The organism is Vibrio sinaloensis (assembly GCF_023195835.1).
Lineage (GTDB): Bacteria > Pseudomonadota > Gammaproteobacteria > Enterobacterales > Vibrionaceae > Vibrio > Vibrio sinaloensis_C.
Window position 1 is genome coordinate 1019801 of sequence record NZ_CP096200.1, and the last position, 25212, is coordinate 1045012.

Consider the following 25212-nt stretch of genomic DNA (forward strand, 5'->3'; position numbering starts at 1 on the left):
TCGCATGAAATGGTCAATATAATTAAATCGTGCGACTCGTGTAAAAGGTAAACTAACAAGGCGTTTAAGGCGGATTCACAACGCTTGGTATTTTCAGTTTGAATCGGTTTTAGTGTTTACAGCACAATAGTTTAGGTAGGGTGGTTGCGTTGTTCACCACTTAACGCGGCGTTATACGTCCGAGTACCCCACGTTTAGTAGACACTTTACAAAGTTAGATCTAGGGTCTAATTGAGAGGTGATTTATGGCTAAACATCGTAATCCAGCGTACACCGAAGAGTTCCGCAAAGAAGCAGTGCGCCTGGCCAGTCTTCCTGGCCGAACAGCCGTCTCCGTTGCCAAGGAACTGGGCATCAGTGCCCAGCAAATCCGGAACTGGAAGCGCCAGTTCACACGCCTATCTGATAAACAGTTTAACACCTTAGACGGTGTCGATTATTCGAAGAAAGAGTCCGAAGAGCTTCGAGCGCTAAGGCGCGAGAATAAGCGACTCAAAGATGAAATGGAATTCCTAAAAAAGGTCTCGGCGTACTTCGCGAAGCAGCAAGAGTGAAGTACGAGTTCATTGAAAGTTATACCAGTGAGTACTCGATTAGCTTAATGTGTCGCACGTTAGAAGTCAGTCGAAGTGGTTACTACAAGTGGTGCCATCATACGCCAAGTGAGCGTTCACAGCGGCGCGAACGCTTTGAACAACTAATCATGTGTACCTTTGCCCAATATCGGGCGCGTTACGGTTCAGTGCGAATAGCAGAAGAGTTAAACGAAGCAGGCTATGCCTGCTGCGTGAACTATGTGGCTGATATCATGAATGAAAAAGGTGTCAGGGCTCGTAATGGTAAAGGGTTTAAATACAGCAAGGATGTGGCGGCTATGACGAATGTTGCTGATAATTTACTGCGTAGAGACTTTGAGTCTGAGGCTCCGAATCAGAAGTGGGTCACGGACATCACGTATATCTGGGTGAAGAGCCGTTGGCTCTTCTTGGCGACTGTGATGGATTTGCATTCAAGGCGCATCGTGGGTTGGTCGCTAGGGACAACCATGACCGTCGAGCTCATCACTAATGCGTTAAAAATGGCGTTTGAGTCACGTAAGCCGCCTAAGGGCGTCATTATCCACTCAGACCGGGGTGTACAATACAGAGCCTATAAATATCAAGACTTCATGCGCAAGCATGGAGGTGTACCGAGCATGAGTCGACAGGGCAACTGTTGGGATAATGCGGTGATGGAGTCGTTCTACAGTCGACTGAAAGTCGAACTGATATACGCAGAAGACTATCAAACTGTCGAAGAAGCCCGAATGGGTATCTTCGAATACATCGAGGTATTTTACAATCGCAAGAGAAGACACTCAGCGTTGGGGCATGTCAGCCCGGTTGAGTACGAAAGTATGTAGTTATGTACTGTCTACTTTTTGTGGGGTACACCAACGTTTGAGGTAACAATGATACAAGTAGAACTACCTATCGATGACAATATTGAATTACTCCTCGAAGCTATTGGTTATGAAAGGCAAGAGCAACTAAATATGGAGTTAGCTGAGTTTCTTCAATACCGTGATAAAGGTTACTTCACTCGTACTAAATATCGCCTTTCGGCTAGCGCAAATATGAATGCACATATTGAAGTTTCTATCTCTGATAATGACTATCTAGTCCTAGTGTTACAGCCAAGAGCAAAGTTAGTTCAACCTGCGATAGAACGAATAATTAGAGCATTCAATGCAGCTCGAGATTGTAACGGTAATGTTGAACCGTCTCAGTTTACTCAAGGCATATCTAAAGAAGCCGCTAGGGGTGTTAGAGTGTACTTGAACAAAAACGTATAACAAGCAATTTAAGCAGACCCTCAACGCTTGGCATTTTCAGTTTGCAGGTAATTCAGTGGTTAAGGTGCTATGCAGAAACTATCATTGCGCGTTTCGGGCTACTTAATTGGGCGTTATGCGACTGAGCAAAAATCTTCTCTGGCTCTCTTTGTCGCTCTCTCTGGCCATCTGTTTTTCGGTGTCGGCAAGTCAGTATTGTCGGTCCAAGTTCTTGAACCAGTCAGGCAGTAAAACATGCCAAAATTCGCGGGTTGCCTCATTGGTTTTCAGAGCTAGTTGGTGGTGAGTTTCTCTGGCTCAAAGCGCTGCAATGGCAAGTTTATCGGAGCTTCATCTTCGCTGTTTATTCTCAGCGTTGAGTTTCCCGAAGCAAAAGCCGAGTCACTAGCTTAAATTCACCATTAGTCACTTGTTAGAAGTGAAGCTGTAACATAGTGACTTCGGCTGTTCAGTGACTCACAAAAAGTGTTTGGTTTGTTTGTGGTTTTTCGTGTCTGAGGTAATCTTCATCTGCCCAACTTGGCTTGGTCGATGAATTCGCATAACAAACAATTCAAGCAGACCCTCAACGCTCGGCGATTTTGGTCTGCGTCGGGTTCTGTGTTGCAGAGGTATGCGGAAAGTGAGCCAGGGCGTTTCGGGCTACTTAATTGGGCGTTATATGCTTTCAAGTTTCAAGCAATAAAAGGACTTAAAAATGATTCTAAATCACGTCTCAGTTGGCGCTTCTGATGTGGTAAAAGCAGTTGGTTTTTATGACTCAGTTCTTTCTACGTTGTCTGTTAAGCGTACTCACTATATAGAAAATATCGCTGCGGCTTATGGTGAAAGCTTTGAATTTTGGGTCGGAAGTCCCTGCGAAGGAAAAGCTACATCAAGTAATGGTGCTCATATTGCTTTCAATGCTCCTTCAAAAGAAGCAGTTGACCAGTTCTATGCTACAGCTATTGAGCTGGGAGGTTCATGCGCGGGTAAGCCAGGTTTAAGACCAGAGTATGGCGAAACTTACTACGCAGCATTCGTACGTGACTTAGACGGAAACAAAATCGAAGCAGTTTCAATGTAGCTTCGAGTACGCATATAACAATAAATTTAAGAGTGATTCACAACGCTCGGCGCTTTCACTTCAAGCTAGTTTGGTGTTTATGGCACAATGTTTTAGGTAAGGTGGTAGCGTTGTTCACACCTTAATTTGGCGTTATGTTCCCGAGTACCCCACGTTTAGTAGACACTTTACAAAGTTAGATCTAGGGTCTAATTGAGAGGTGATTTATGGCTAAACATCGTAATCCAGCGTACACCGAAGAGTTCCGCAAAGAAGCAGTGCGCCTGGCCAGTCTTCCTGGCCGAACAGCCGTCTCCGTTGCCAAGGAACTGGGCATCAGTGCCCAGCAAATCCGGAACTGGAAGCGCCAGTTCACACGCCTATCTGATAAACAGTTTAACACCTTAGACGGTGTCGATTATTCGAAGAAAGAGTCCGAAGAGCTTCGAGCGCTAAGGCGCGAGAATAAGCGACTCAAAGATGAAATGGAATTCCTAAAAAAGGTCTCGGCGTACTTCGCGAAGCAGCAAGAGTGAAGTACGAGTTCATTGAAAGTTATACCAGTGAGTACTCGATTAGCTTAATGTGTCGCACGTTAGAAGTCAGTCGAAGTGGTTACTACAAGTGGTGCCATCATACGCCAAGTGAGCGTTCACAGCGGCGCGAACGCTTTGAACAACTAATCATGTGTACCTTTGCCCAATATCGGGCGCGTTACGGTTCAGTGCGAATAGCAGAAGAGTTAAACGAAGCAGGCTATGCCTGCTGCGTGAACTATGTGGCTGATATCATGAATGAAAAAGGTGTCAGGGCTCGTAATGGTAAAGGGTTTAAATACAGCAAGGATGTGGCGGCTATGACGAATGTTGCTGATAATTTACTGCGTAGAGACTTTGAGTCTGAGGCTCCGAATCAGAAGTGGGTCACGGACATCACGTATATCTGGGTGAAGAGCCGTTGGCTCTTCTTGGCGACTGTGATGGATTTGCATTCAAGGCGCATCGTGGGTTGGTCGCTAGGGACAACCATGACCGTCGAGCTCATCACTAATGCGTTAAAAATGGCGTTTGAGTCACGTAAGCCGCCTAAGGGCGTCATTATCCACTCAGACCGGGGTGTACAATACAGAGCCTATAAATATCAAGACTTCATGCGCAAGCATGGAGGTGTACCGAGCATGAGTCGACAGGGCAACTGTTGGGATAATGCGGTGATGGAGTCGTTCTACAGTCGACTGAAAGTCGAACTGATATACGCAGAAGACTATCAAACTGTCGAAGAAGCCCGAATGGGTATCTTCGAATACATCGAGGTATTTTACAATCGCAAGAGAAGACACTCAGCGTTGGGGCATGTCAGCCCGGTTGAGTACGAAAGTATGTAGTTATGTACTGTCTACTTTTTGTGGGGTACACCAACCGCAATCAATCATCTAATCTTTTCATAGCTTTACGGTAAACATCGCTACGTTCGCGTTTTCCGACTGCTAAGACGGTTACAATGATTACATCGTCTTCAACTTTGTAGACGAGACGGTAGCCCGATTGACGGAGTTTAATTTTATACATGTTGTCAGCTCCAGAAAGTTTTGAAGCCGGAACATGTGGGTTATCCAAGCGCTCGATTAGCTTTTTCTTAAATTGTTGTTGCAGAGTAGAGCCAAGCTTTTTCCACTCTTTGAGTGCGCTCTTTTTAAAGTCGAGTTTATAGGTCATCAATATTTACCGAAATGCTCTCTTCAGATTCACGCTCTTTCGCAATAGCTAGTAGTTCAAGATCTTCGAGTCTGTCCATCATCATTTCGTACGCTTCTGCAGGTACGCAATAAAATGCTGGTTCATTTCGGTTCAGTACAGCAACAGGTTCGCCATAAGCACTAGTTGCAACTTTCATAGGGTTAGCTTTCAACTCAGTAATGCTTGCAGCAACATCGGCTAAAATTCTAGTGGTCATATAATCGGTCCCTTAAGTGGTCTTTATGTTGGTCATTTTAGCCTCAACTAAGCGGTATAACAAGGCGTTTAAGAGGGATTCTCAACGCTTGGCATTTTCAGTTTGATTCAGCTTTAGTGTTTACGGCACAATGGCTTAGGTTCGGTGGTGGCGTTGTTCACCCCTTAACGCAGCGTTATGTGCTCGGAGGAAATATGGAATTTCAGAAAGTCCAAAAAGCGGACTTGGACGCAGTAACAAGGCTTGTTTCAGAGGTTTCGGCCAAGGACGTGCTTCCACTGCTTAATGCACAAGGAAAGCAAGAGTATAAGGACAGAGTCTTACCTGACCTAGCAACCACTTTCGATGATGAGAGGTTTTCAGCATTCAAGGCTGTATCGGGTGAGGAAATACTTGGTTTTGCTGCTTTGCGTGATGGGAACTATTTAACGCACTTGTTTGTTGCTAATTCTCAGCAGGGTTCAGGGTTAGGTCGTACGCTATTGAATCATTTGCTTAATCAGACAGACGCTAGTGAGGTTAGTCTGCGTTCATCGGTGAATGCTGTTGGGTTCTACAATCGCCATGGTTTCGTAGCAACAGGCGAAGAAGCAGAGTTCAACGGAATTCGTTTCGTGCCAATGTCTTTAGTACGCACATAACAAACAATTTAAGCAGATTCGCAACGCTTGGCATTTTTGGTTTGAATCGGCTTTAGTGTTTACGGCGCAATGGTTTAGGAATGGTGGTGACGTTGCTCACTACTTAATTGGGCGTTATGTTACTCATTGAAACTCAGTGAAAAATTGGAAATTAGCTCTCATCTTATGTTGCTTGCCTATCCTAAACTCTATAGGTTATTTCAACTTTGGGTATACGCTATGAGTGCAGGTCGTCATGGAATCACAATTGGTATTGAGCGCATTGGCTCGGAATCCGTTTTAATGCTTAAGGCTACGGGTAAACTCACTCACGAAGACTATGAGAGAATTGTTCCAGTCTTGGATTCTAATTTGCAAGGACTCAACTCCATGCATGTGAAAATGTTAGTCGACATTACTGAGTTTTCAGGTTGGGAGCTACGGGCAGCGTGGGACGATTTTCAGCTTGGCTTAAAGGTAGGTCTGAATATTGAGAAAATAGCGATCTACGGCGACAAAAATTGGCAAGAACTAGCCGCCAAAGTAGGCAGTTGGTTTATATCAGGTCAGATGGAATCATTTGGTAGCTACGAGTTGGCAGTAGAGTGGCTAACTGATTAACATAACAAACAATTCAAGCAGACCCTCAACGCTCGGCGATTTTGGTTTGCGTTGGGTTTTGTGCTGCCGAGGAATGCGGAAGGTGAGTCAGGGCGTTTCGGGCTACTTAATTGGGCGTTATGCGACTAAGCAAAAAATCTTCTCTATCTCTTTTTTTCGCTCTCTCTGGCTATCGGCTTTTCTGTGTCGGCAACTCTGCATTGTCGGCCCAAATTCTTGAATCACTCAGGCAGTAAAACATGCCAAAGTTCGCGGGTTGCCTCATTGGTTTTCTGTATTGGTTCGTGGGGAGTTTCGCTGGAGTAAGGTGTGGCAAGCGCAAGTTTATGGGAGCTTCATCTTCGCTGGTTGTTCTCAGCGTTGAGTTTCTCGAAGCAAAAGCTGAGTCATGCGCTGAAATTCACCATTAGTCACTTGTAGGAAGTGAAGCTGTAACATAGTGACTTCGGCTGTTCAGTGACTCACAAAAAGTGTTTGGTTTGTTTGTGGTTTTTCGTGTCTGAGGTAATCTTCATCTGCCCAGTTTGGCTTGGTCGATGAATTCGCATAACAAACAATTCAAGCAGACCCTCAACGCTCGCCGATTTTGGTTTGCGTGGGGTTTGGTGTTACCGAGCAATGCGGAGAGTGAGCCAGTGCGTTTCGGGCTACTTAATTGGGCGTTATGCGACTGAGCAAAAAATCTTCTCTATCTCTCTTTCTCGCTCTCTTTGGCAGTCGGTTCGCGGTGTCGGCAATTCAGCATTGTCGGCTCAAATTCTTGAATCACTCAGGCTGTAAAATATGCCAAATTTCGCGGGTTGCCTCATTGGTTTTCGGAGTTGGTTGGTGGTGAATTTGGCTGGCTCAAAGCGCTGTTAGAGAAAGTTTATTGAAGGTTCATCTTCGCTGGTTGTTCTCAGCGTTGAGTCTCTCGAAGCAAAAGCTCAGTCATGTGCTGAAATTCACCATTAGTCACTTGTTGGAAGTGAAGCTGTAACATAGTGACTTCGGCTGTTCAGTGAATCACAAAAAGTGCTTGGTTTGTTTGAGGTTTTCTTTGTCTGAGGTAATCTTCATCTGCCCAACTTGGCTTATGTGCTTTAATTCGCATAACAAACAATTCAAGCAGACCCTCAACGCTCGCCGATTTTGGTTTGCGTCGGGTTTGGTGTTTTCGGTGTAATGCGGGAAGTGAGCCAGAGCGTTTCGGGCTACTTAATTGGGCGTTATGCGACTGAGCAAAAAATCTTCTCTATCTCTCTTTCTCGCTCTCTCTGGCCATCGGTTTTACGGTGTCGGCAACTCAGCATTGTCGGCCCAAGTTCTTGAATCACTTAGGCCGTAAAACATGTCAAAGCTCGCGGGTTGCCTCATTGTTTTTCTATGTTGGGTCGTGGGGAGTTTCGCTGGCGTAAAGTGTGGAAAGGGCAAGTCTATCGTTAGTTCATCTTCGCTGATTGTTCTCCGTGTTGAGTTTCGCGAAGCAAAAGCCGAGTCACTAGCTGAAATTCACCATTAGTCACTCGTTGGAAGCTGGTCTGTAACATAGTGACTTCGGTTGTTCAGTGACTCACAAAAAGTGCTTGGTTTATTTGAGGTTTTTCGTGTCTAAGGTAAGCTTTCACTGCCCAACTTGGCTGATGTAGGTGAATTCGCATAACAAACAATTCAAGCAGACCCTCAACGCTCGCCGATTTTTGTTTGCGTCGGGTTTCGTGTTACCGAGCAATGCGGAAGGTTAGCCAGGGCGTTTCGGGCTACTTAATTGGGCGTTATGTTTCCGAGTACCCCACGTTTAGTAGACACTTTACTAAGTTAGATCTAGGGTCTAATTGAGAGGTGATTTATGGCTAAACATCGTAATCCAGCGTACACCGAAGAGTTCCGCAAAGAAGCAGTGCGCCTGGCCAGTCTTCCTGGCCGAACAGCCGTCTCCGTTGCCAAGGAGTTGGGCATCAGTGCCCAGCAAATCCGGAACTGGAAGCGCCAGTTCACACGCCTATCTGATAAACAGTTTAACACCTTAGACGGTGTCGATTATTCGAAGAAAGAGTCCGAAGAGCTTCGAGCGCTAAGGCGCGAGAACAAGCGTCTACGTGATGAGATGGAATTCCTAAAAAAGGTGTCGGCGTACTTCGCGAAGCAGCAAGAGTGAAGTACGAGTTCATTGAAAGTTATACCAGTGAGTATTCGATTAGCTTAATGTGTCGCACGTTAGAAGTCAGTCGAAGTGGTTACTACAAGTGGTGCCATCATACGCCAAGTGAGCGTTCAAAGCGGCGCGAACGCTTTGAACAACTGATCATGTGTACCTTTGCCCAATATCGGGCGCGTTACGGTTCAGTGCGAATAGCAGAAGAGTTAAACGAAGCAGGCTATGCCTGCTGCGTGAACTATGTGGCTGATATTATGAATGAAAAAGGTGTCAGGGCTCGTAATGGTAAAGGGTTTAAATACAGCAAGGATGTGGCGGCTATGACGAATGTTGCTGATAATTTACTGCGTAGAGACTTTGAGTCTGAGGCTCCGAATCAGAAGTGGGTCACGGACATCACGTATATCTGGGTGAAGAGCCGTTGGCTCTTCTTGGCGACTGTGATGGATTTGCATTCAAGGCGCATCGTGGGTTGGTCGCTAGGGACAACCATGACCGTCGAGCTCATCACTAATGCGTTAAAAATGGCGTTTGAGTCACGTAAGCCGCCTAAGGGCGTCATTATCCACTCAGACCGGGGTGTACAATACAGAGCCTATAAATATCAAGACTTCATGCGCAAGCATGGAGGTGTACCGAGCATGAGTCGACAGGGCAACTGTTGGGATAATGCGGTGATGGAGTCGTTCTACAGTCGACTGAAAGTCGAACTGATATACGCAGAAGACTATCAAACTGTCGAAGAAGCCCGAATGGGTATCTTCGAATACATCGAGGTATTTTACAATCGCAAGAGAAGACACTCAGCGTTGGGGCATGTCAGCCCGGTTGAGTACGAAAGTATGTAGTTATGTACTGTCTACTTTTTGTGGGGTACACCAGTTTCATTCAAAAAATCAGAGGGTTAATCTTAGTTTCACCCTCTCCTACTTCTTCTCCTTCGGCAACTTGAGTTCCACGCACGCTGTAGTTGGACACTTATCCGATGGCGCTTTTTGTTCCGCGAACTTGCCTCATTCAAGTCCAAAGCAACCAGCGTCTCCTTCAAACTTTTTCGCTTGTGTTTAATCACAATCTTGCGCTTATCAAGTCATTGCCAATTTGCTTGCCCACTCAGTCATTGAGGTCGGCAATTCTACTTTGTCCTGCGCTGTGGTTGGAAAACACGAGGGTATTTGTTGTGGCTTTGTCGTGTTGCCTCATTGGGATGGGAAGTGGTAGTAAGCGCTTTAAGGCTATCGCACTTGTCGGCCAAGCCCCGTCATCGTGTGACGACACTCCGAAATCTCATCAAGCATCGCAGTTCATTGCCAAATCAGTGCGCGCTTGTGGTAAAACATAACAATCAATTTAAGCAGACCCTCAACGCTTGGCATTTTTGGTTTGCAGGTAATTCAGTGGTTACGGCGCTATGCAGACACTACCGTTGTGCGTTTCGGGCTACTTAATTGAGCGTTATGCGACTAAGCAAAAAATCTTTTCTATCTCTCTTTCTCGCTCTCTCTGGCCATCTGTTTTTCGGTATCGGCAAATCACCATCGTCGGCCCAAATTCTTAAATCACTCAGGCCGTAAAGCATGCCAAAGTTCGTGGGTTGCCTCATTGGTTTCTGGAGCTGGTTCGTGGAGAGTTTCGCTGGCGTAAAGTGTGGCAAGAGCAAGTTTATCGGAGCTTCATCTTCGCTGGTTGTTCTCGGCGTTGAGTTTCTCGAAGCAAAAGCTAAGTCATGCGCTGAAATTCACCATTAGTCACTTGTTGGAAGCTGGTCTGTAACATAGTGACTTCGGCTGTTCAGTGAATCACAAAAAGTGCTTGGTTTGTTTGAGGTTTTTCGTGTCTAAGGTAATCTTTCACTGCCCGACTTGGCTTATGCAGGTGAACTCGCATAACAAACAATTCAAGCAGACCCTCAACGCTCAGCACTTTTGGTTTGCGTCGGGTTTCGTGTTTCCGAGGTATGCGGAAAGTAAGCCAGTGCGTTTCGGGCTACTTAATTGGGCGTTAGGTGTTTTTTCTTAGAAATCATAGATTAGTGAACTCGCTCAATTGTCACACCGTAAAAATCGGGCAAAGTCAGAGTTTTATGGAGTGACTATGAATAAAATTAACCCAGCTAAGTTGTACAACAGTAAGTGGACGGCGGTGAGCCCCCTCAACCGAGAAAAGCATTTCCTCGTGTCAGAGGTAGAGTTTGATGAAGATGGTTCAGTTTTGGTGTGTAAAGTCGAAGCGGTGCTTTCAAATAATGAGTACTCAATTGACTGGAGAGACCTTAAAGACCAAAGTAAATGGCTCCAAGGCTGGAAATGACAAACTCTCAGGCTACACACCTAACAAGCAATTCAAGCAGACCCTCAACGCTCAGCACTTTTGGTTTGCGTCGGGTTTTGTGTTGCCGAGCAATGCGGGAAGTGAGGTAGTGCGTTTCGGGCTACTTAATTGGGCGTTATGAGTATAGCGGTCATTATCGATGGATTGGGAGTTAGAAGTGGATAATTGGACTAAGCAAGACTGTTATGATGCCATGATGTTGTTCGTGGATTACTACATGGTGGGTGATGAAAAAGATAGATGGAATGCCCTAATACAGGAATGCATTGCGGAGAATCGGTTTCCTCCGGGAAAGGGGTTTCTCCATGAAATAGATCAAGCTATTAAGATCTCAACAAAGCCCAGTATGAAAAATAAAGCTGATCTGTATGAGAAGATCTGTGGCTTTTGCATCTGAGTCAATATACTCATAACAAAGCGTTTAAGACAGATTCCCAACGCATGGCATTTTTCATTCCCTCGTTGGGTTTTGTGTTTACGGCGGCATGGTTAGGTTTCGTGGTGGCGTTGCTCACTACTTAACGCGGCGTTATGCGACTGAGCAAGAAACCTTCTATGACTCTCTTTTTCGCTCTCTCTGGCCATCTGTTTTTCGGTGTCGGCAACTCTGCATTGTCGGCCCAAATTCTTGAACCATTCAGGCGGTAAAACATGCCAAAGTTCGCGGGTTGCCTCATTGGTTTTCGCAGTTGGTTGGTGGTGAGTTTCGCTGACTCAAAGCGCTTTAAGGGCAAGTTTATCGGTAGTTCATTTTCGCTGGTTGTTCTCCTCGTTGAGTTTCTCAAAGCAAAAGCTGAGTCATGCGCTGGAATTCACCATTAGTCACTCGTTGGAAGTTTGTCTGTAACATAGTGACTTCCGCTGTTCAGTGAATCACAAAAAGTACTTGGTTTGTTTGAGGTTTTTCTCGTCTAAGGTAATCTTCATCTGTCCAATCTGGCTTGGTCGATGAATTCGCATAACAAACAATTCAAGCAGACCCTCAACGCTCGCCGATTTTGGTTTGCGTCGGGTTTGGCGTTGCCGAGCAATGCTGAAAGTGAGCCAGTGCGTTTCGGGCTACTTAATTGGGCGTTATGCGACTAAGCAAAAAATCTTCTTTGTCTCTCTTTCTCGTTCTCTCTGGCCATCGGCTTTAAGGTGTCGGCAAATCAGCATTGTCGGCCCAAGTTCTTGAATCACTCAGGCCGTAAAACATGCCAAAGGTCGCGGGTTGCCTCATTGGTTTTCAGTGCTGGGTGGTGGTGAGTTTAGCTGGCTCAAATCGCTGGAAGCGCAAGTTTATCGGTAGTTCATCTTCGCTGTCTGTTCTCCTCGTTGAGTTTCGCAAAGCAAAAGCTGAGTCACTAGCTGAAATTCACCATTAGTCACTTGTTGGAAGCTGGTCTGTAACATAGTGACTTCGGTTGTTCGGTGAATCACAAAAAGTGTTTGGTTTGTTTGAGGTTTTTCGTGTCTAAGGTAATCTTAATCTAACCAACTTGGCTTGGTCGATGAATTCGCATAACAAACAATTCAAGCAGACCCTCAACGCTCAGCACTTGTGGTTTGCGTTGGGTTTCGTGTTGCCGAGCAATGCGGAAGGTTAGCCAGGGCGTTTCGGGCTACTTAATTGGGCGTTATGTTTACTTGTATTTCAATGGCTTAAAAATCCTTCGACCTCTGTTCTTTGCCCCTTTGGCCATTCGTTCGAGTTGCCTCAGCAAATCCGTATTGTCGGCCCAAATTCGTGAATTTCTCAGCCTGTAAAACATGTCAATGTTCGTGGGTTGCTTCATTTTCAAGTCGTGACGGTTAGTTTCAAATCTCACTGGCTCTAGGTCGCTTTCAGCGCATTTGCCAAGTAGCATGTTCGTTTGGCAGTTGCCTCGGCAATTTCCCATTGTTCTGCGCTTTGGTTGGAAAGAGAGGGCGCTTGTTGAACGTTTATCGGGTTGCCTCATTGGGCAGGGAAGTGGATCTACGCGCTTAGTGTTTCGTGCCTTTGGCGGTCAAGTGAGTTTTGGCGTGTGACTGACTTCTTGAAACAGGGTCAATAACGCAGTTCTTTGCCAAATAAATCAGTCATTTGTGGTAAAACATAACAAGCAATTCAAGCAGACCCTCAACGCTCAGCACTTTTGGTTTGCGTCGGGTCTTGTGTTGCCGAGTAATGCGGAAAGTGAGCCAGTGCGTTTCGGGCTACTTAATTGGGCGTTAGCTCTCTTTTAAGTTTCATCACGAAGTCAGAAAGCTGTTGTGGAGTTTATGTTCTACATGCAATTCGACTTGGAGGTAATATGAATACTAGGTTTTGCGAAAAATGTGGAAAAGACACTGAACACAAAGAAACAATGAAACAAAAACCATCGAAGTACGGAAAGTCCAAAAAAGAACAGTTCAAAGCGTTTCTAGATGGCTTCTTTAGTGGCTCAGCTGCATCTTTACCAGGTGGCGCTTCTTTGGAGGTAACAGATAGATATATAGTATGTTCGAACTGTGGTGAAACAACCCTTGAAAATCATGGTCAAGAGTTTCAATAAGTTATGTGGCGAACAGAGAGCTAACAAGGCATTTAAGAGTGATTCGCAACGCTTGGCAGTTTCGCTTCGCTCAAGTATAGCCAAGCGCCGCTCACACCTTAATGCGGCGTTATGCGACTAAGCAAAAAATCTTCTATATCTCTCTTTCTCGCTGTCTTTAGCAGTCGGTTCGCGGTGTCGGCAATTCAGCATTGTCGGCTCAAATTCTTGAATCAATCAGGCCGTAAAACATGCAAAAGTTCGTGGATTGCCTCATTGGTTTTCAGAGTTGGTTGGTGGTGAGTTTCGCTGACTCAAAGCGCTGAAAGGACAAGTTTATCGTTAGTTCAACTTCGCTGGCCATTCTGAGCGTTGAGTCTCTTGGAGCAAAAGCTCAGCCATGCGCTGAAATTTACCATTAGTCACTTGTTGGAAGTTTGTCTGTAACGTTGTGGCTTCGGCTGTTCGGTGAATCACAAAAAGTGCTTGGTTTATTTGTGGTTTTTCGAGTCTAAGGTAATCTTTCACTGCCCAACTTGGCTTGGTCGGTGAATTCGCATAACAAGCAATTCAAGCAGACCCTCAACGCTCGGCGATTTTGGTTTGCGTTGAGTTTTGTGTTGTCGAGCAATGCGGTAAGTGAGCCAGGGCGTTTCGGGCTACTTAATTGGGCGTTATGTGCAAGGAGGCAATATGACCAAGGTTTACCTATTTGACTGGGGTGACACGCTTATGATCGATTTTCCAGAAAACAGCGGAAAAATGCGTGACTGGGTCAAGGTTCAGGCTGTTGATGGGGCTCTTGAAGTTCTTAGAAAGCTATCAATAAACAATAAGGTCTACGTTGCCACAAATGCCTCAGATTCATCAGAAGCTGATATCAAGGCTACATTTGACCGAGTTGGTTTGTCTCAGTACATCTCAGGTTACTTCTGTAAAGCGAACCTTGGTATCGGTAAGGGAAGCCAGAGTTTTTCGAGAAGATAATCGGGGTGTTAGGCATAGAGCCCAAATCAGTTGTGATGGTTGGGGACACATACGATAAAGACATTGCGCCAGCAATTACAGCGGGCATTGATGTAATTTGGTTTAATCCTACAAAACAAAGTGTTAGTGCTGTCCACAATGTAAAGCAGGTCAGTCATTTGTCGGAAATTTGCACATAACAAAGCATTTAAGAGTGATTCGCAACGCTTGGCAGTTTCGCTTCGCTCAAGTATAGCCAAGCGCTGCTCACACCTTAATGCGGCGTTATGTGCCCGAGTACCCCACGTTTAGTAGACACTTTACAAAGTTAGATCTAGGGTCTAATTGAGAGGTGATTTATGGCTAAACATCGTAATCCAGCGTACACCGAAGAGTTCCGCAAAGAAGCAGTGCGCCTGGCCAGTCTTCCTGGCCGAACAGCCGTCTCCGTTGCCAAGGAACTGGGCATCAGTGCCCAGCAAATCCGGAACTGGAAGCGCCAGTTCACACGCCTATCTGATAAACAGTTTAACACCTTAGACGGTGTCGATTATTCGAAGAAAGAGTCCGAAGAGCTTCGAGCGCTAAGGCGCGAGAATAAGCGACTCAAAGATGAAATGGAATTCCTAAAAAAGGTCTCGGCGTACTTCGCGAAGCAGCAAGAGTGAAGTACGAGTTCATTGAAAGTTATACCAGTGAGTACTCGATTAGCTTAATGTGTCGCACGTTAGAAGTCAGTCGAAGTGGTTACTACAAGTGGTGCCATCATACGCCAAGTGAGCGTTCACAGCGGCGCGAACGCTTTGAACAACTAATCATGTGTACCTTTGCCCAATATCGGGCGCGTTACGGTTCAGTGCGAATAGCAGAAGAGTTAAACGAAGCAGGCTATGCCTGCTGCGTGAACTATGTGGCTGATATCATGAATGAAAAAGGTGTCAGGGCTCGTAATGGTAAAGGGTTTAAATACAGCAAGGATGTGGCGGCTATGACGAATGTTGCTGATAATTTACTGCGTAGAGACTTTGAGTCTGAGGCTCCGAATCAGAAGTGGGTCACGGACATCACGTATATCTGGGTGAAGAGCCGTTGGCTCTTCTTGGCGACTGTGATGGATTTGCATTCAAGGCGCATCGTGGGTTGGTCGCTAGGGACAACCATGACCGTCGAGCTCATCACTAATGCGTTAAAAATGGCGTTTGAGTCACGTAAGCCGCCTAAGGGCGTCATTATCCACTCAGACCGGGGTGTACAATACAGAGCCTATAAATATCAAGACTTCATGCGCAAGCATGGAGGTGTACCGAGCATGAGTCGACAGGGCAACTGTTGGGATAATGCGGTGATGGAGTCGTTCTACAGTCGACTGAAAGTCGAACTGATATACGCAGAAGACTATCAAACTGTCGAAGAAGCCCGAATGGGTATCTTCGAATACATCGAGGTATTTTACAATCGCAAGAGAAGACACTCAGCGTTGGGGCATGTCAGCCCGGTTGAGTACGAAAGTATGTAGTTATGTACTGTCTACTTTTTGTGGGGTACACCAGCGACTGAGCAAAAAATCTTCTCTATCTCTCTTTTTCGCTCTCTTTGGCAGTCGGTTTTCGGTGTCGGCAATTTAGTATTGTCGGCCTAAATTCTTGAATCACTCAGGCCGCAAAACAAGCCAAAGTTCGTGGGTTGCCTCATTGGTTTTCAGTGTTGGTTGGCGGTGAGTTTGGCTGGCGTAAAGTGTGGCAAGGGCAAGTTTATCGGTAGCTCATCTTCGCTGGTCTTCCGCCGCGTCGAGTTTCTCGGAGTAAAAGTTTAGTCACTAGCTGAAATTCACCATTAGTCACCTGTTGGAAGTTGGTCTGTAACATAGTGACTTCGGCTGTTCAGTGACTCACAAAAAGTGTTTGGTTTGTTTGAGGTTTCTTGTGTCTGAGGTAATCTTCATCTGCCCAGTTTGGCTTATGCAGGTGAATTCGCATAACAAACAATTCAAGCAGACCCTCAACGCTCGGCGATTTTGGTTTGCGTCGGGTTTGGTGTTGCCGAGCAGTGCGGAAAGTTAGCCAGGGTGTTTCGGGCTACTTAATTGGGCGTTAGGCTACAACCAGTCGCTATAAAATGGAGATGGAAATGGACAATCTGAATACCGTAGAAATAAAGTCATTCGTCCCCGCTGAAGACTTTGAAGTCTCTAAGCGCTTTTATCAGACAATGGGTTTTGAAATGGCATCTGAGTTTGACGGTATCGCATATTTCAAATCAGGCTCTTGTTCTTTCTTGCTTCAAAACTTTTACGAACCTGCTCACTGCAACAATTTTATGATGCACCTCTTAGTTGAAGATGCTCAAAGTTGGTATACACATGTTTTAAAACTTAACCTGGACAAAGAGTTTGGTGTAAAGGTCACAGAGCTTATTGAACAGCCTTGGGGAATGCTCGAGTTTTGTTTAACAGATCCGAGTGGTGTGTTGTGGCGCGTAGCCGAAAATCAGTAGCCTAACAAGCAATTTAAGAGGGATTCTCAACGCTGGACACTTTTGCTTCAACTTCAAATTTAGTGTTTATGGCACAATGCTTTAGGGTTGGGTGGAGGCGTTGTTCACCCCTTAATTGGGCGTTAGGTGTTTAAAGGAAAATTATGATACACAACGAACAAGGTTTCCGTGATTGGTTGGATGCTCAGTTGTCAGAGGATATTCCTGAACGAATCATTGCGTTTAATATAAACATTTACGAGTCCCCATTTCTGATTGAAATTGTCGGTTCTGAAGAGTTTGATTTGGACAATGAGGATTGGGCTTGCAATGAAGATTGGCTACCAAAAAAACGGCAAATTGAAGTCAGTGAATCACTATTCGGTAGTTCTTGGCAAACAGCAGAGCAAACTTTACTTCAGTTTACAAAGCAATACGTAAACTCATGTTGCTCAATTAGCCAAAAAGCTTTGTCCAACAAAAGTTTAAGTATTGGGTTTGTAGACGGCAACCTAAATATAGTGAAACACACCTAACAAAGCATTTAAGATGGATTCCCAACGCTCGGCATTTTCGGTTTGCTTCGGAATAAGTGTTTACGGCACAATACTTTAAGTGCCGTGGTCTGCGTTGCTCACCACTTAATGCGGCGTTATGCGACCGAGTACCCCACGTTTAGTAGACACTTTACAAAGTTAGATCTAGGGTCTAATTGAGAGGTGATTTATGGCTAAACATCGTAATCCAGCGTACACCGAAGAGTTCCGCAAAGAAGCAGTGCGCCTGGCCAGTCTTCCTGGCCGAACAGCCGTCTCCGTTGCCAAGGAACTGGGCATCAGTGCCCAGCAAATCCGGAACTGGAAGCGCCAGTTCACACGCCTATCTGATAAACAGTTTAACACCTTAGACGGTGTCGATTATTCGAAGAAAGAGTCCGAAGAGCTTCGAGCGCTAAGGCGCGAGAATAAGCGACTCAAAGATGAAATGGAATTCCTAAAAAAGGTCTCGGCGTACTTCGCGAAGCAGCAAGAGTGAAGTACGAGTTCATTGAAAGTTATACCAGTGAGTACTCGATTAGCTTAATGTGTCGCACGTTAGAAGTCAGTCGAAGTGGTTACTACAAGTGGTGCCATCATACGCCAAGTGAGCGTTCACAGCGGCGCGAACGCTTTGAACAACTAATCATGTGTACCTTTGCCCAATATCGGGCGCGTTACGGTTCAGTGCGAATAGCAGAAGAGTTAAACGAAGCAGGCTATGCCTGCTGCGTGAACTATGTGGCTGATATCATGAATGAAAAAGGTGTCAGGGCTCGTAATGGTAAAGGGTTTAAATACAGCAAGGATGTGGCGGCTATGACGAATGTTGCTGATAATTTACTGCGTAGAGACTTTGAGTCTGAGGCTCCGAATCAGAAGTGGGTCACGGACATCACGTATATCTGGGTGAAGAGCCGTTGGCTCTTCTTGGCGACTGTGATGGATTTGCATTCAAGGCGCATCGTGGGTTGGTCGCTAGGGACAACCATGACCGTCGAGCTCATCACTAATGCGTTAAAAATGGCGTTTGAGTCACGTAAGCCGCCTAAGGGCGTCATTATCCACTCAGACCGGGGTGTACAATACAGAGCCTATAAATATCAAGACTTCATGCGCAAGCATGGAGGTGTACCGAGCATGAGTCGACAGGGCAACTGTTGGGATAATGCGGTGATGGAGTCGTTCTACAGTCGACTGAAAGTCGAACTGATATACGCAGAAGACTATCAAACTGTCGAAGAAGCCCGAATGGGTATCTTCGAATACATCGAGGTATTTTACAATCGCAAGAGAAGACACTCAGCGTTGGGGCATGTCAGCCCGGTTGAGTACGAAAGTATGTAGTTATGTACTGTCTACTTTTTGTGGGGTACACCAGCGACTAAGCAAAAAATCTTCTCTATCTCTCTTTCTCGCTCTCTCTAGCCATCGGTTTTTCGGTGTCGGCAGTTCAGCATTGTCGGCCCAAGTCCTTGAATCACTCAGGCCGTAAAACATGCCAAATTTCGAGGGCTGCCTCATTGGTTTTCGGAGTAGGTTTGTGGTGAATTTGGCTGGCTCAAAGCGCTGTAAGAGCAAGTTTATTGAAGGTTCATCTTCGCTGGTTTTTCTCAGCGTTGAGTTTCCCGAAGCAAAAACCGAGTCGCTAGCTGAAATTCACCATTAGTCACTTGTTAGAAATTGGTCTGTAACATAGTGACTTCCGTTGTTCGGTGAATCACAAAAAGTGCTTGGTTTGTTTGTGGTTTTTCGTGTCTAAGGTAATCTTCATCTGCCCAACTTGGCTTGGTCGATGAACTCGCATAACAAACAATTCAAGCAGACCCTCAACGCTCGCCGATTTTGGTTTGCGTCGGGTTTTGTGTTACCGAGGAATGCGGAAAGTGAGCCAGGGCGTTTCGGGCTACTTAATTGGGCGTTATGTCCTTTTCGGTTTTTTGAGGTTCTATGAAAATAAGAAAAATGAGCTCAGCTGATTTGCCAGCTTTGTATGATATTTACACTGACAAAGAGGTTGTGAACAACAATCGTTACTTGCCTGACATCAAAAGGGAAGAGTTCGAGTTAATGTTCAATGACAGCCAGCTTAATTTTGTCGCGGTTGAAAGCGATGGAGAACTCTTAGGTCATTTGGCTATTAACTCAACGTCAAAGCCGAGGCTAAAGCACTCCGCATCTTTTGGTATTGCGGTCGCCAAAACCTCCCGAGGAAAGGGTGTGGGTCGTTTCTTAATGGAATACTTACTGGCGTATTGTGATGAGCAGCTAAACTTGACGCGTTTGGAGTTAGAGGTGCATGCAAACAACGTTGCTGCGTTGGCACTATATAAATCCTTTGGTTTTGAAGTTGAGGGTACAAAACGTAAGGCCGTGCTTGTTGAAGAGGATTTAGTAGACATCGTCATCATGTCGAGAGTACGGACATAACAAACAATTTAAGCAGATTCGCAACGCTTGGCATTTTTGGTTTGAGTCGGTTTAAGTGTTTACGGCACAATGGTTTAGTTGGGTTGGCAGCGTTGCTCACTACTTAATTGGGCGTTAGATTTTTCTAGAAATATGAATAGAATCAAAGCAATTTTAATCATCACTCTTGCCATACATGCAATACTGTTTCTTGCAGTAGAACATGCCTTTTCTAGAGGAAGTGATTTTCAAATTATGGCGCTTATCCTACTGTGGTGTGCTGGCTCCTTAACTGCTGCAACTAAGTTTCGCAAAGCAACTCGAGGGCAGCGAGGCAACACGTTTCTTATAAAACTGAGCCATGTGGTGTTGTGGTTAATAGCGCTCTTACCAATCAGTTTCGGGGGATTTTTGCTATTTCTGGTCGTCGCCTTAAATGGTGTGGATTTTAGGTGACGGGAAACCAAAAAGTACAAATCTAACAAGCAATTTAAGCAGATTCGCAACGCTTGGCATTTTTGGTTTGAATTGGTTTTAGTGTTTACGGCACAATGGTTTAAGTGTGGTGGTCGCGTTGCTCACTACTTAATTGGGCGTTAGCCGTCAACGTCAAAATGGAGAAAACATGGAAGTCCAATTTTTAGAAAAAAACTCTGATTATGAGTCAGTCCTAGAGGTGTTGTTGCAACTTCGCCCAAATTACAACTTAGATACTTTGTCTGCTCAAATCGAGAAACAGCAATCAAATGGCTACCAAGTCGTCTATGTTAGATCGTCAGAAGGTGTGCTTGCGGCAGCAGGTTTTAGCGTAGGTGAAAAGCTGGCTTGGGGTAAGCATATTTACATTGAAGACTTGGTAACTAATGCTCAATTTCGTTCGCGTGGAGTAGGTCATTTTATTATCAATTGGTTTAAAATGTACGCCTTAGAAATCGGTTGTGAACAAATACATCTGGATTCTGGTGTTCAGCGTTTTCCGGCACATAAGTTCTACTTACGCGAAGGCTTTAATATCGCTAGTCACCACTTTTCTATGGTTGGTGTCCAAGACGGCTAACAAAGCGTTTAAGACGGATTCACAACGCTTGGCATTTTCAGTTTTAATCGGTTTTAGTGTTTACGAGACAATGGTTTAGGTTAGGTGGTCTGCGTTGCTCACCACTTAACGCGGCGTTAGCCGTCATGGAGCTTGCTATACTCAAAGTGATAGAATAGTATCACTTTAGTATTCCTTTGGAGCAGCTCTCATGAAAGTAGAACTAGTTACATCACTTAAACGACAAGCAACTAAGATCCTCGCCGATCTCCACGATAGCAAAGAGCCAGTGTTAATTACTGAGCATGGTAAGCCATCTGCGTATCTCGTTGATGTTGATGATTACGAATTTATGCAGAATCGTTTAGCTATTCTTGAGGGTATTGCAAGAGGTGAGCGTGCGCTAGCTGACGGTAAAGTGGTAAGTCATGATGAAGCCAAGGACAAAATGTCAAAATGGTTGAAGTAATCTGGACTGAACCAGCGTTATCTGACCTCAATGATATCGCTGAATATATCGCACTTGAAAATATCGTAGCTGCAAAGCAGTTAGTACAAACGATCTTCTCGAAGGTCGAACGCCTACAAACTTTCCCGGAGTCAGGTCGTATTCCACCCGAACTAGAACATTTAAGTTATCGTGAAGTTGTCGTTAATCCATGTCGTGTTTTCTATAAACAAGACGGTGACAAAGTATTTGTTCTGTTTGTTATGCGTGCAGAGAGAGATTTGAGAAAGTTCTTGTTGAGTAAGCAGTAACCTTTGGAAATGAGCGGCTAACAAACAATTCAAGCAGACCCTCAACGCGTGGCACTTTTGGTTTGCGTTGGGTTTTGTGTTGCCGAGTAATGCGGAAGGTTGGCCAGGGCGTTTCGGGCTACTTAATTGGGCGTTATGTGCTCGGAGGAAATATGGAATTTCAGAAAGTCCAAAAAGCGGACTTGGACGCAGTAACAAGGCTTGTTTCAGAGGTTTCGGCCAAGGACGTGCTTCCACTGCTTAATGCACAAGGAAAGCAAGAGTATAAGGACAGAGTCTTACCTGACCTAGCAACCACTTTCGATGATGAGAGGTTTTCAGCAGTCAAGGCTGTATCGGGTGAGGAAATACTTGGTTTTGCTGCTTTGCGTGATGGGAACTATTTAACGCACTTGTTTGTTGCTAGTTCGCAGCAGGGTTCAGGTTTAGGTCGTACGCTATTGAATCATTTGCTTAATCAGACAGACGCTAGTGAGGTTAGTCTGCGTTCATCTGTGAATGCTGTTGGGTTCTACAATCGCCATGGTTTCTTAGCAACAGGCGAAGAAGCAGAGTTCAACGGAATTCGTTTCGTGCCAATGTCTTTAGTACGCACATAACAATCAATTCAAGCAGACCCTCAACGCTCAGCACTTTTGGTTTGCGTCGAGTTTAGTGTTGCCGAGCAATGCGGAAAGTGAGCCAGAGCGTTTCGGGCTACTTAATTGGGCGTTATGTTTCCGAGTACCCCACGTTTAGTAGACACTTTACTAAGTTAGATCTAGGGTCTAATTGAGAGGTGATTTATGGCTAAACATCGTAATCCAGCGTACACCGAAGAGTTCCGCAAAGAAGCAGTGCGCCTGGCCAGTCTTCCTGGCCGAACAGCCGTCTCCGTTGCCAAGGAGTTGGGCATCAGTGCCCAGCAAATCCGGAACTGGAAGCGCCAGTTCACACGCCTATCTGATAAACAGTTTAACACCTTAGACGGTGTCGATTATTCGAAGAAAGAGTCCGAAGAGCTTCGAGCGCTAAGGCGCGAGAACAAGCGTCTACGTGATGAGATGGAATTCCTAAAAAAGGTGTCGGCGTACTTCGCGAAGCAGCAAGAGTGAAGTACGAGTTCATTGAAAGTTATACCAGTGAGTATTCGATTAGCTTAATGTGTCGCACGTTAGAAGTCAGTCGAAGTGGTTACTACAAGTGGTGCCATCATACGCCAAGTGAGCGTTCAAAGCGGCGCGAACGCTTTGAACAACTGATCATGTGTACCTTTGCCCAATATCGGGCGCGTTACGGTTCAGTGCGAATAGCAGAAGAGTTAAACGAAGCAGGCTATGCCTGCTGCGTGAACTATGTGGCTGATATTATGAATGAAAAAGGTGTCAGGGCTCGTAATGGTAAAGGGTTTAAATACAGCAAGGATGTGGCGGCTATGACGAATGTTGCTGATAATTTACTGCGTAGAGACTTTGAGTCTGAGGCTCCGAATCAGAAGTGGGTCACGGACATCACGTATATCTGGGTGAAGAGCCGTTGGCTCTTCTTGGCGACTGTGATGGATTTGCATTCAAGGCGCATCGTGGGTTGGTCGCTAGGGACAACCATGACCGTCGAGCTCATCACTAATGCGTTAAAAATGGCGTTTGAGTCACGTAAGCCGCCTAAGGGCGTCATTATCCACTCAGACCGGGGTGTACAATACAGAGCCTATAAATATCAAGACTTCATGCGCAAGCATGGAGGTGTACCGAGCATGAGTCGACAGGGCAACTGTTGGGATAATGCGGTGATGGAGTCGTTCTACAGTCGACTGAAAGTCGAACTGATATACGCAGAAGACTATCAAACTGTCGAAGAAGCCCGAATGGGTATCTTCGAATACATCGAGGTATTTTACAATCGCAAGAGAAGACACTCAGCGTTGGGGCATGTCAGCCCGGTTGAGTACGAAAGTATGTAGTTATGTACTGTCTACTTTTTGTGGGGTACACCAATTTCTTTTTGGTTCAGTACGTTATAATGTTAAAAATCAAGTCGAAAGCCGAAACGTGAATACGTCTCTCAGTGGTGGTCTCCTGAGACTGATGATGGCAGCCTCGATTTACTTTGCGTCAAATCCACCTGTTTTTGTGGTGCAGTTTCTCTTAGCGGAAACTGTGGGGTTTTTAACTAGTCAGACTAAGGAGGGAGAGCTTATGGGTATGAAAATTATCAACAAAATTAGTAGTAAATTTAAGAAACTTTCAAAATGTGTTGCCATGTTTTGGGAGAACCACCGCTCTTTTAAGTTTAACTTACTGATGATCTGGTGAAACTCCAGTGAAAAGAGCAAATTAGTAGGTGCGCATAGCCCAAACCACCTATAGTGCACTGAAATATAACAAACAATTTAAGAGTGATTCAGCACGCTTGGCATTTTTGGTTTGGGGTGAATTTAGTGTTTACGGTGGTCTATTTGAGTGTCGTGATCGCGTGCTTCACACCTTAATTGGGCGTTATACGCTTTTGAGGAAATAGCCCAATATGAACAAGGTAGTATTCAGAAATTGCGATGAGAATAGTCAGTATTGGGTTGCTCTAGAGAAGTTGTTTCAAACAGAATGGTCTAATTTTCTGTTCGCAGATACTTATAAGCCAGAATCTAATCTTCCACCGGTAATTGTCGCTCTCAGAGACAATCAAGTTATCGGTGGTCTTGCTTGCTCGCGCTTTAAAGAACCTCATGGTGACTCAGAAGTTATTTGGTTTAATGCTGTTTATGTTTCACCAGAGTGGCGTGGTCAAGGTATTGCTAGCGAACTGATTAACCGAGGTGTTAGCCAAGTATCAGCAGCAACTCAAAGTAACCTGTATGCTTACACCAATGTACCATCGTTGTACGAGTCATTAGGTTGGTTAGCAGTTGACATTGAAAGTGGGCTAAATCATAAGGTTATGAAAGTTTCTTTGTAGTGTCAGCACGCGTATAACAAAGCATTTAAGAGTGATTCGCAACGCTTGGCGTTTTCGCTTCGCTCAAGTATAGCCAAGCGTCGCTCACACCTTAATGCGGCGTTATGAGCACACGCAAGAAAGGAAGTCTGCGGATAAATGAAGTACTCAGAAAGGGCAGCCCGTAGTAACGACTTCGACTTTTTGTTTGAGTTAAAGAAAGCGGCAGAATACGAGGCGGTGTCACGTGTTTTTGGTTGGGACGAATCACTTCAGCGTCACTTGCACGAAGTTGAATGGTCTAAGGCTAAACCGACAATAATTGAAATCGATGGTAAGAGAATCGGGAGCTACCTATTCAAACCGCAGGGCGGTGGCTACTACTTCGGTCGTTTCTTTTTGCTTCCAGACTATCAAGGTAAAGGTATTGGAAGTGCTGTTATCAAAGACTGTATTGGCAAAGCGAAGTCGCAACCTATAACTCTGTGTTACCTAGTAGGTAATCAAGTCCACAGCTTATATGAGCGACATGGCTTCAGGGTTACACATCAAGATGAGCACTTTGTTCATATGTGCAACTAGTGCTCATAACAAATTGTTCAAGCAGACAGCTAACGTTTGGCGATTTTGGTTTGGTTGGGTTTAGTGATTACGGTAGCTTCGTTTGAGTGCAGTGGTAGTTAGCTGCTACTTAACAAGGCGTTATGCGACTGAGCAAAAAATCTTCTATATCTCTCTTTCTCGCTCTCTTTGGCAGTCGGTTTTCGGTGTCGGCAATTTAGTATTGTCGGCCTAAATTCTTGAATCACTCAGGCCGTAAAACATGCCAAAGTTCGTGGGTTGCCTCATTACCTTTCAGAGTCGGTTGGGGGTGAGTTTCGCTGGCTCAAAGCGCTGTATGGGCAAGTCTATCGGTAGTTCATCGTCGCTGCTTGTTCTCAGCGTTGAGTTTCCCGAAGCAAAAGCTGAGTCACTAGCTGAAAATCACCATTAGTCACTTGTTGGGCGTTGGTCTGTAACATAGTGACTTCGGCTGTTCGGTGAATCACAAAAAGTGTTTGGTTTGTTTGAGGTTTTTC

30 protein-coding genes, 1 other RNA gene and 1 pseudogene are annotated in these 25212 nt (G+C 45.2%); 30 read left to right on the forward strand and 2 right to left on the reverse strand.

Annotation, left to right across the window (positions count from 1 at the left end; genetic code table 11):
• Positions 1-245: 245 nt before the first annotated feature.
• From MTO69_RS18075 to MTO69_RS18105, 7 genes are all read left to right on the forward strand, one after another.
• A complete protein-coding gene (locus MTO69_RS18075; RefSeq protein WP_004413754.1) occupies positions 246-554 on the forward strand; it encodes a transposase in 309 nt (102 codons plus the stop codon).
• Positions 551-1402, forward strand: a complete 852-nt coding sequence (locus tag MTO69_RS18080; protein WP_248334819.1) for an IS3 family transposase — start codon at positions 551-553, stop codon at positions 1400-1402. Before MTO69_RS18075 ends, MTO69_RS18080 begins: the two co-directional genes overlap by 4 nt.
• A 48-nt stretch (positions 1403-1450) precedes the next feature.
• Positions 1451-1834 (forward strand): hypothetical protein, encoded by a 384-nt coding sequence (locus MTO69_RS18085; protein WP_248334820.1) that lies wholly within the window; start codon positions 1451-1453, stop codon positions 1832-1834.
• A gap of 69 nt (positions 1835-1903) precedes the next feature.
• Positions 1904-2065: a hypothetical protein gene (locus tag MTO69_RS18090; RefSeq protein WP_248334821.1), complete on the forward strand. Its 162-nt coding sequence runs from the start codon at positions 1904-1906 to the stop codon at positions 2063-2065.
• Positions 2066-2531: 466 nt separating this feature from the next.
• The gene (locus MTO69_RS18095; protein ID WP_248334822.1) at positions 2532-2900 is read left to right on the forward strand and encodes a VOC family protein; all 369 of its coding nucleotides are present in this window, start codon (positions 2532-2534) and stop codon (positions 2898-2900) included.
• A gap of 206 nt (positions 2901-3106) precedes the next feature.
• Positions 3107-3415, forward strand: coding sequence for a transposase (locus MTO69_RS18100; RefSeq protein ID WP_004413754.1), 309 nt, complete (start codon positions 3107-3109; stop codon positions 3413-3415).
• The gene (locus MTO69_RS18105; protein WP_248334819.1) at positions 3412-4263 is read left to right on the forward strand and encodes an IS3 family transposase; all 852 of its coding nucleotides are present in this window, start codon (positions 3412-3414) and stop codon (positions 4261-4263) included. Before MTO69_RS18100 ends, MTO69_RS18105 begins: the two co-directional genes overlap by 4 nt.
• A gap of 40 nt (positions 4264-4303) precedes the next feature.
• Here the strand turns inward: MTO69_RS18105 and MTO69_RS18110 are convergent, their stop codons facing one another.
• Both MTO69_RS18110 and MTO69_RS18115 read right to left on the reverse strand, forming a co-directional pair.
• The gene (locus tag MTO69_RS18110) at positions 4304-4594 is read right to left on the reverse strand and encodes a type II toxin-antitoxin system RelE family toxin (protein WP_005377002.1); all 291 of its coding nucleotides are present in this window, start codon (positions 4592-4594) and stop codon (positions 4304-4306) included.
• Positions 4584-4832: a type II toxin-antitoxin system Phd/YefM family antitoxin gene (locus MTO69_RS18115; RefSeq protein WP_005377003.1), complete on the reverse strand. Its 249-nt coding sequence runs from the start codon at positions 4830-4832 to the stop codon at positions 4584-4586. Before MTO69_RS18115 ends, MTO69_RS18110 begins: the two co-directional genes overlap by 11 nt.
• Before the next feature lie 194 nt (positions 4833-5026).
• Here MTO69_RS18115 and MTO69_RS18120 point away from each other — a divergent pair, with 194 nt between their 5' ends.
• The 23 genes and pseudogenes from MTO69_RS18120 to MTO69_RS18235 all read left to right on the forward strand — a co-directional run bounded on the left by MTO69_RS18120 (position 5027) and on the right by MTO69_RS18235 (position 24715).
• Positions 5027-5473 (forward strand): GNAT family N-acetyltransferase, encoded by a 447-nt coding sequence (locus tag MTO69_RS18120; protein ID WP_248334823.1) that lies wholly within the window; start codon positions 5027-5029, stop codon positions 5471-5473.
• A gap of 219 nt (positions 5474-5692) precedes the next feature.
• Positions 5693-6073, forward strand: a complete 381-nt coding sequence (locus MTO69_RS18125) for an STAS/SEC14 domain-containing protein (protein WP_248334824.1) — start codon at positions 5693-5695, stop codon at positions 6071-6073.
• A 1828-nt stretch (positions 6074-7901) separates the two neighbouring features.
• Positions 7902-8210 (forward strand): transposase, encoded by a 309-nt coding sequence (locus MTO69_RS18130; RefSeq protein WP_039453493.1) that lies wholly within the window; start codon positions 7902-7904, stop codon positions 8208-8210.
• On the forward strand, positions 8207-9058 hold the full coding sequence (locus MTO69_RS18135) for an IS3 family transposase (RefSeq protein WP_248334825.1): 852 nt from the start codon (positions 8207-8209) through the stop codon (positions 9056-9058). The genes MTO69_RS18130 and MTO69_RS18135 overlap by 4 nt, the downstream gene beginning before the upstream one ends.
• A gap of 1246 nt (positions 9059-10304) precedes the next feature.
• Entirely contained in the window at positions 10305-10520 is a 216-nt protein-coding gene (locus MTO69_RS18140) for a TIGR02450 family Trp-rich protein (protein WP_248334826.1), read from the forward strand.
• Positions 10521-12820: 2300 nt separating this feature from the next.
• A complete protein-coding gene (locus MTO69_RS18145; protein WP_248334827.1) occupies positions 12821-13063 on the forward strand; it encodes a hypothetical protein in 243 nt (80 codons plus the stop codon).
• A 672-nt stretch (positions 13064-13735) separates the two neighbouring features.
• Positions 13736-14208, forward strand: a pseudogene (locus tag MTO69_RS18935) (HAD family hydrolase).
• Between the two features lie 159 nt (positions 14209-14367).
• The gene (locus MTO69_RS18155) at positions 14368-14676 is read left to right on the forward strand and encodes a transposase (RefSeq protein WP_004413754.1); all 309 of its coding nucleotides are present in this window, start codon (positions 14368-14370) and stop codon (positions 14674-14676) included.
• Positions 14673-15524, forward strand: a complete 852-nt coding sequence (locus tag MTO69_RS18160) for an IS3 family transposase (RefSeq protein ID WP_248334819.1) — start codon at positions 14673-14675, stop codon at positions 15522-15524. The genes MTO69_RS18155 and MTO69_RS18160 overlap by 4 nt, the downstream gene beginning before the upstream one ends.
• A 611-nt stretch (positions 15525-16135) precedes the next feature.
• A complete protein-coding gene (locus tag MTO69_RS18165) occupies positions 16136-16501 on the forward strand; it encodes a VOC family protein (protein WP_248334828.1) in 366 nt (121 codons plus the stop codon).
• Between the two features lie 143 nt (positions 16502-16644).
• A complete protein-coding gene (locus MTO69_RS18170; RefSeq protein WP_049877282.1) occupies positions 16645-17016 on the forward strand; it encodes a hypothetical protein in 372 nt (123 codons plus the stop codon).
• Between the two features lie 190 nt (positions 17017-17206).
• Positions 17207-17515, forward strand: a complete 309-nt coding sequence (locus MTO69_RS18175; RefSeq protein WP_004413754.1) for a transposase — start codon at positions 17207-17209, stop codon at positions 17513-17515.
• The gene (locus tag MTO69_RS18180; RefSeq protein ID WP_248334819.1) at positions 17512-18363 is read left to right on the forward strand and encodes an IS3 family transposase; all 852 of its coding nucleotides are present in this window, start codon (positions 17512-17514) and stop codon (positions 18361-18363) included. Before MTO69_RS18175 ends, MTO69_RS18180 begins: the two co-directional genes overlap by 4 nt.
• A 618-nt stretch (positions 18364-18981) precedes the next feature.
• Positions 18982-19446, forward strand: coding sequence for a GNAT family N-acetyltransferase (locus MTO69_RS18185; protein ID WP_348983346.1), 465 nt, complete (start codon positions 18982-18984; stop codon positions 19444-19446).
• A 604-nt stretch (positions 19447-20050) separates the two neighbouring features.
• Positions 20051-20482, forward strand: a complete 432-nt coding sequence (locus MTO69_RS18190) for a GNAT family N-acetyltransferase (RefSeq protein WP_136678155.1) — start codon at positions 20051-20053, stop codon at positions 20480-20482.
• Positions 20483-20672: 190 nt separating this feature from the next.
• Positions 20673-20930: a type II toxin-antitoxin system Phd/YefM family antitoxin gene (locus tag MTO69_RS18195; protein ID WP_248334830.1), complete on the forward strand. Its 258-nt coding sequence runs from the start codon at positions 20673-20675 to the stop codon at positions 20928-20930.
• Entirely contained in the window at positions 20918-21220 is a 303-nt protein-coding gene (locus MTO69_RS18200; protein WP_248334831.1) for a type II toxin-antitoxin system RelE/ParE family toxin, read from the forward strand. Before MTO69_RS18195 ends, MTO69_RS18200 begins: the two co-directional genes overlap by 13 nt.
• A gap of 152 nt (positions 21221-21372) precedes the next feature.
• Complete coding sequence (locus MTO69_RS18205; RefSeq protein WP_248334832.1) at positions 21373-21819, forward strand: GNAT family N-acetyltransferase; 447 nt, start codon at positions 21373-21375, stop codon at positions 21817-21819.
• A gap of 186 nt (positions 21820-22005) precedes the next feature.
• The gene (locus tag MTO69_RS18210) at positions 22006-22314 is read left to right on the forward strand and encodes a transposase (protein WP_039453493.1); all 309 of its coding nucleotides are present in this window, start codon (positions 22006-22008) and stop codon (positions 22312-22314) included.
• Positions 22311-23162 (forward strand): IS3 family transposase, encoded by an 852-nt coding sequence (locus tag MTO69_RS18215; protein ID WP_248334825.1) that lies wholly within the window; start codon positions 22311-22313, stop codon positions 23160-23162. Before MTO69_RS18210 ends, MTO69_RS18215 begins: the two co-directional genes overlap by 4 nt.
• Positions 23163-23241: 79 nt before the next feature.
• Positions 23242-23302: hammerhead ribozyme type II (locus MTO69_RS18220), an RNA gene on the forward strand.
• Between the two features lie 423 nt (positions 23303-23725).
• Entirely contained in the window at positions 23726-24154 is a 429-nt protein-coding gene (locus MTO69_RS18230) for a GNAT family N-acetyltransferase (protein ID WP_248334833.1), read from the forward strand.
• A gap of 138 nt (positions 24155-24292) precedes the next feature.
• A complete protein-coding gene (locus tag MTO69_RS18235; RefSeq protein WP_248334834.1) occupies positions 24293-24715 on the forward strand; it encodes a GNAT family N-acetyltransferase in 423 nt (140 codons plus the stop codon).
• Positions 24716-25212 lie beyond the last annotated feature (497 nt).

Coding starts and splice junctions, on each gene's coding strand:
- MTO69_RS18185 (WP_348983346.1), top strand. CDS start 18,982: ATGAGCTCAGCTGATTTGCCAGCTTTGTATGATATTTACACTGACAAA.
- MTO69_RS18115 (WP_005377003.1), bottom strand. CDS start 4,832: ATGACCACTAGAATTTTAGCCGATGTTGCTGCAAGCATTACTGAGTTG.
- MTO69_RS18190 (WP_136678155.1), top strand. CDS start 20,051: ATGGAAGTCCAATTTTTAGAAAAAAACTCTGATTATGAGTCAGTCCTA.
- MTO69_RS18205 (WP_248334832.1), top strand. CDS start 21,373: ATGGAATTTCAGAAAGTCCAAAAAGCGGACTTGGACGCAGTAACAAGG.
- MTO69_RS18195 (WP_248334830.1), top strand. CDS start 20,673: ATGAAAGTAGAACTAGTTACATCACTTAAACGACAAGCAACTAAGATC.
- MTO69_RS18100 (WP_004413754.1), top strand. CDS start 3,107: ATGGCTAAACATCGTAATCCAGCGTACACCGAAGAGTTCCGCAAAGAA.
- MTO69_RS18140 (WP_248334826.1), top strand. CDS start 10,305: ATGAATAAAATTAACCCAGCTAAGTTGTACAACAGTAAGTGGACGGCG.
- MTO69_RS18130 (WP_039453493.1), top strand. CDS start 7,902: ATGGCTAAACATCGTAATCCAGCGTACACCGAAGAGTTCCGCAAAGAA.
- MTO69_RS18175 (WP_004413754.1), top strand. CDS start 17,207: ATGGCTAAACATCGTAATCCAGCGTACACCGAAGAGTTCCGCAAAGAA.
- MTO69_RS18230 (WP_248334833.1), top strand. CDS start 23,726: ATGAACAAGGTAGTATTCAGAAATTGCGATGAGAATAGTCAGTATTGG.
- MTO69_RS18085 (WP_248334820.1), top strand. CDS start 1,451: ATGATACAAGTAGAACTACCTATCGATGACAATATTGAATTACTCCTC.
- MTO69_RS18075 (WP_004413754.1), top strand. CDS start 246: ATGGCTAAACATCGTAATCCAGCGTACACCGAAGAGTTCCGCAAAGAA.
- MTO69_RS18145 (WP_248334827.1), top strand. CDS start 12,821: ATGAATACTAGGTTTTGCGAAAAATGTGGAAAAGACACTGAACACAAA.
- MTO69_RS18095 (WP_248334822.1), top strand. CDS start 2,532: ATGATTCTAAATCACGTCTCAGTTGGCGCTTCTGATGTGGTAAAAGCA.
- MTO69_RS18210 (WP_039453493.1), top strand. CDS start 22,006: ATGGCTAAACATCGTAATCCAGCGTACACCGAAGAGTTCCGCAAAGAA.
- MTO69_RS18170 (WP_049877282.1), top strand. CDS start 16,645: ATGATACACAACGAACAAGGTTTCCGTGATTGGTTGGATGCTCAGTTG.
- MTO69_RS18120 (WP_248334823.1), top strand. CDS start 5,027: ATGGAATTTCAGAAAGTCCAAAAAGCGGACTTGGACGCAGTAACAAGG.
- MTO69_RS18165 (WP_248334828.1), top strand. CDS start 16,136: ATGGACAATCTGAATACCGTAGAAATAAAGTCATTCGTCCCCGCTGAA.
- MTO69_RS18110 (WP_005377002.1), bottom strand. CDS start 4,594: ATGACCTATAAACTCGACTTTAAAAAGAGCGCACTCAAAGAGTGGAAA.
- MTO69_RS18125 (WP_248334824.1), top strand. CDS start 5,693: ATGAGTGCAGGTCGTCATGGAATCACAATTGGTATTGAGCGCATTGGC.
- MTO69_RS18090 (WP_248334821.1), top strand. CDS start 1,904: ATGCAGAAACTATCATTGCGCGTTTCGGGCTACTTAATTGGGCGTTAT.
- MTO69_RS18200 (WP_248334831.1), top strand. CDS start 20,918: ATGGTTGAAGTAATCTGGACTGAACCAGCGTTATCTGACCTCAATGAT.
- MTO69_RS18155 (WP_004413754.1), top strand. CDS start 14,368: ATGGCTAAACATCGTAATCCAGCGTACACCGAAGAGTTCCGCAAAGAA.
- MTO69_RS18235 (WP_248334834.1), top strand. CDS start 24,293: ATGAAGTACTCAGAAAGGGCAGCCCGTAGTAACGACTTCGACTTTTTG.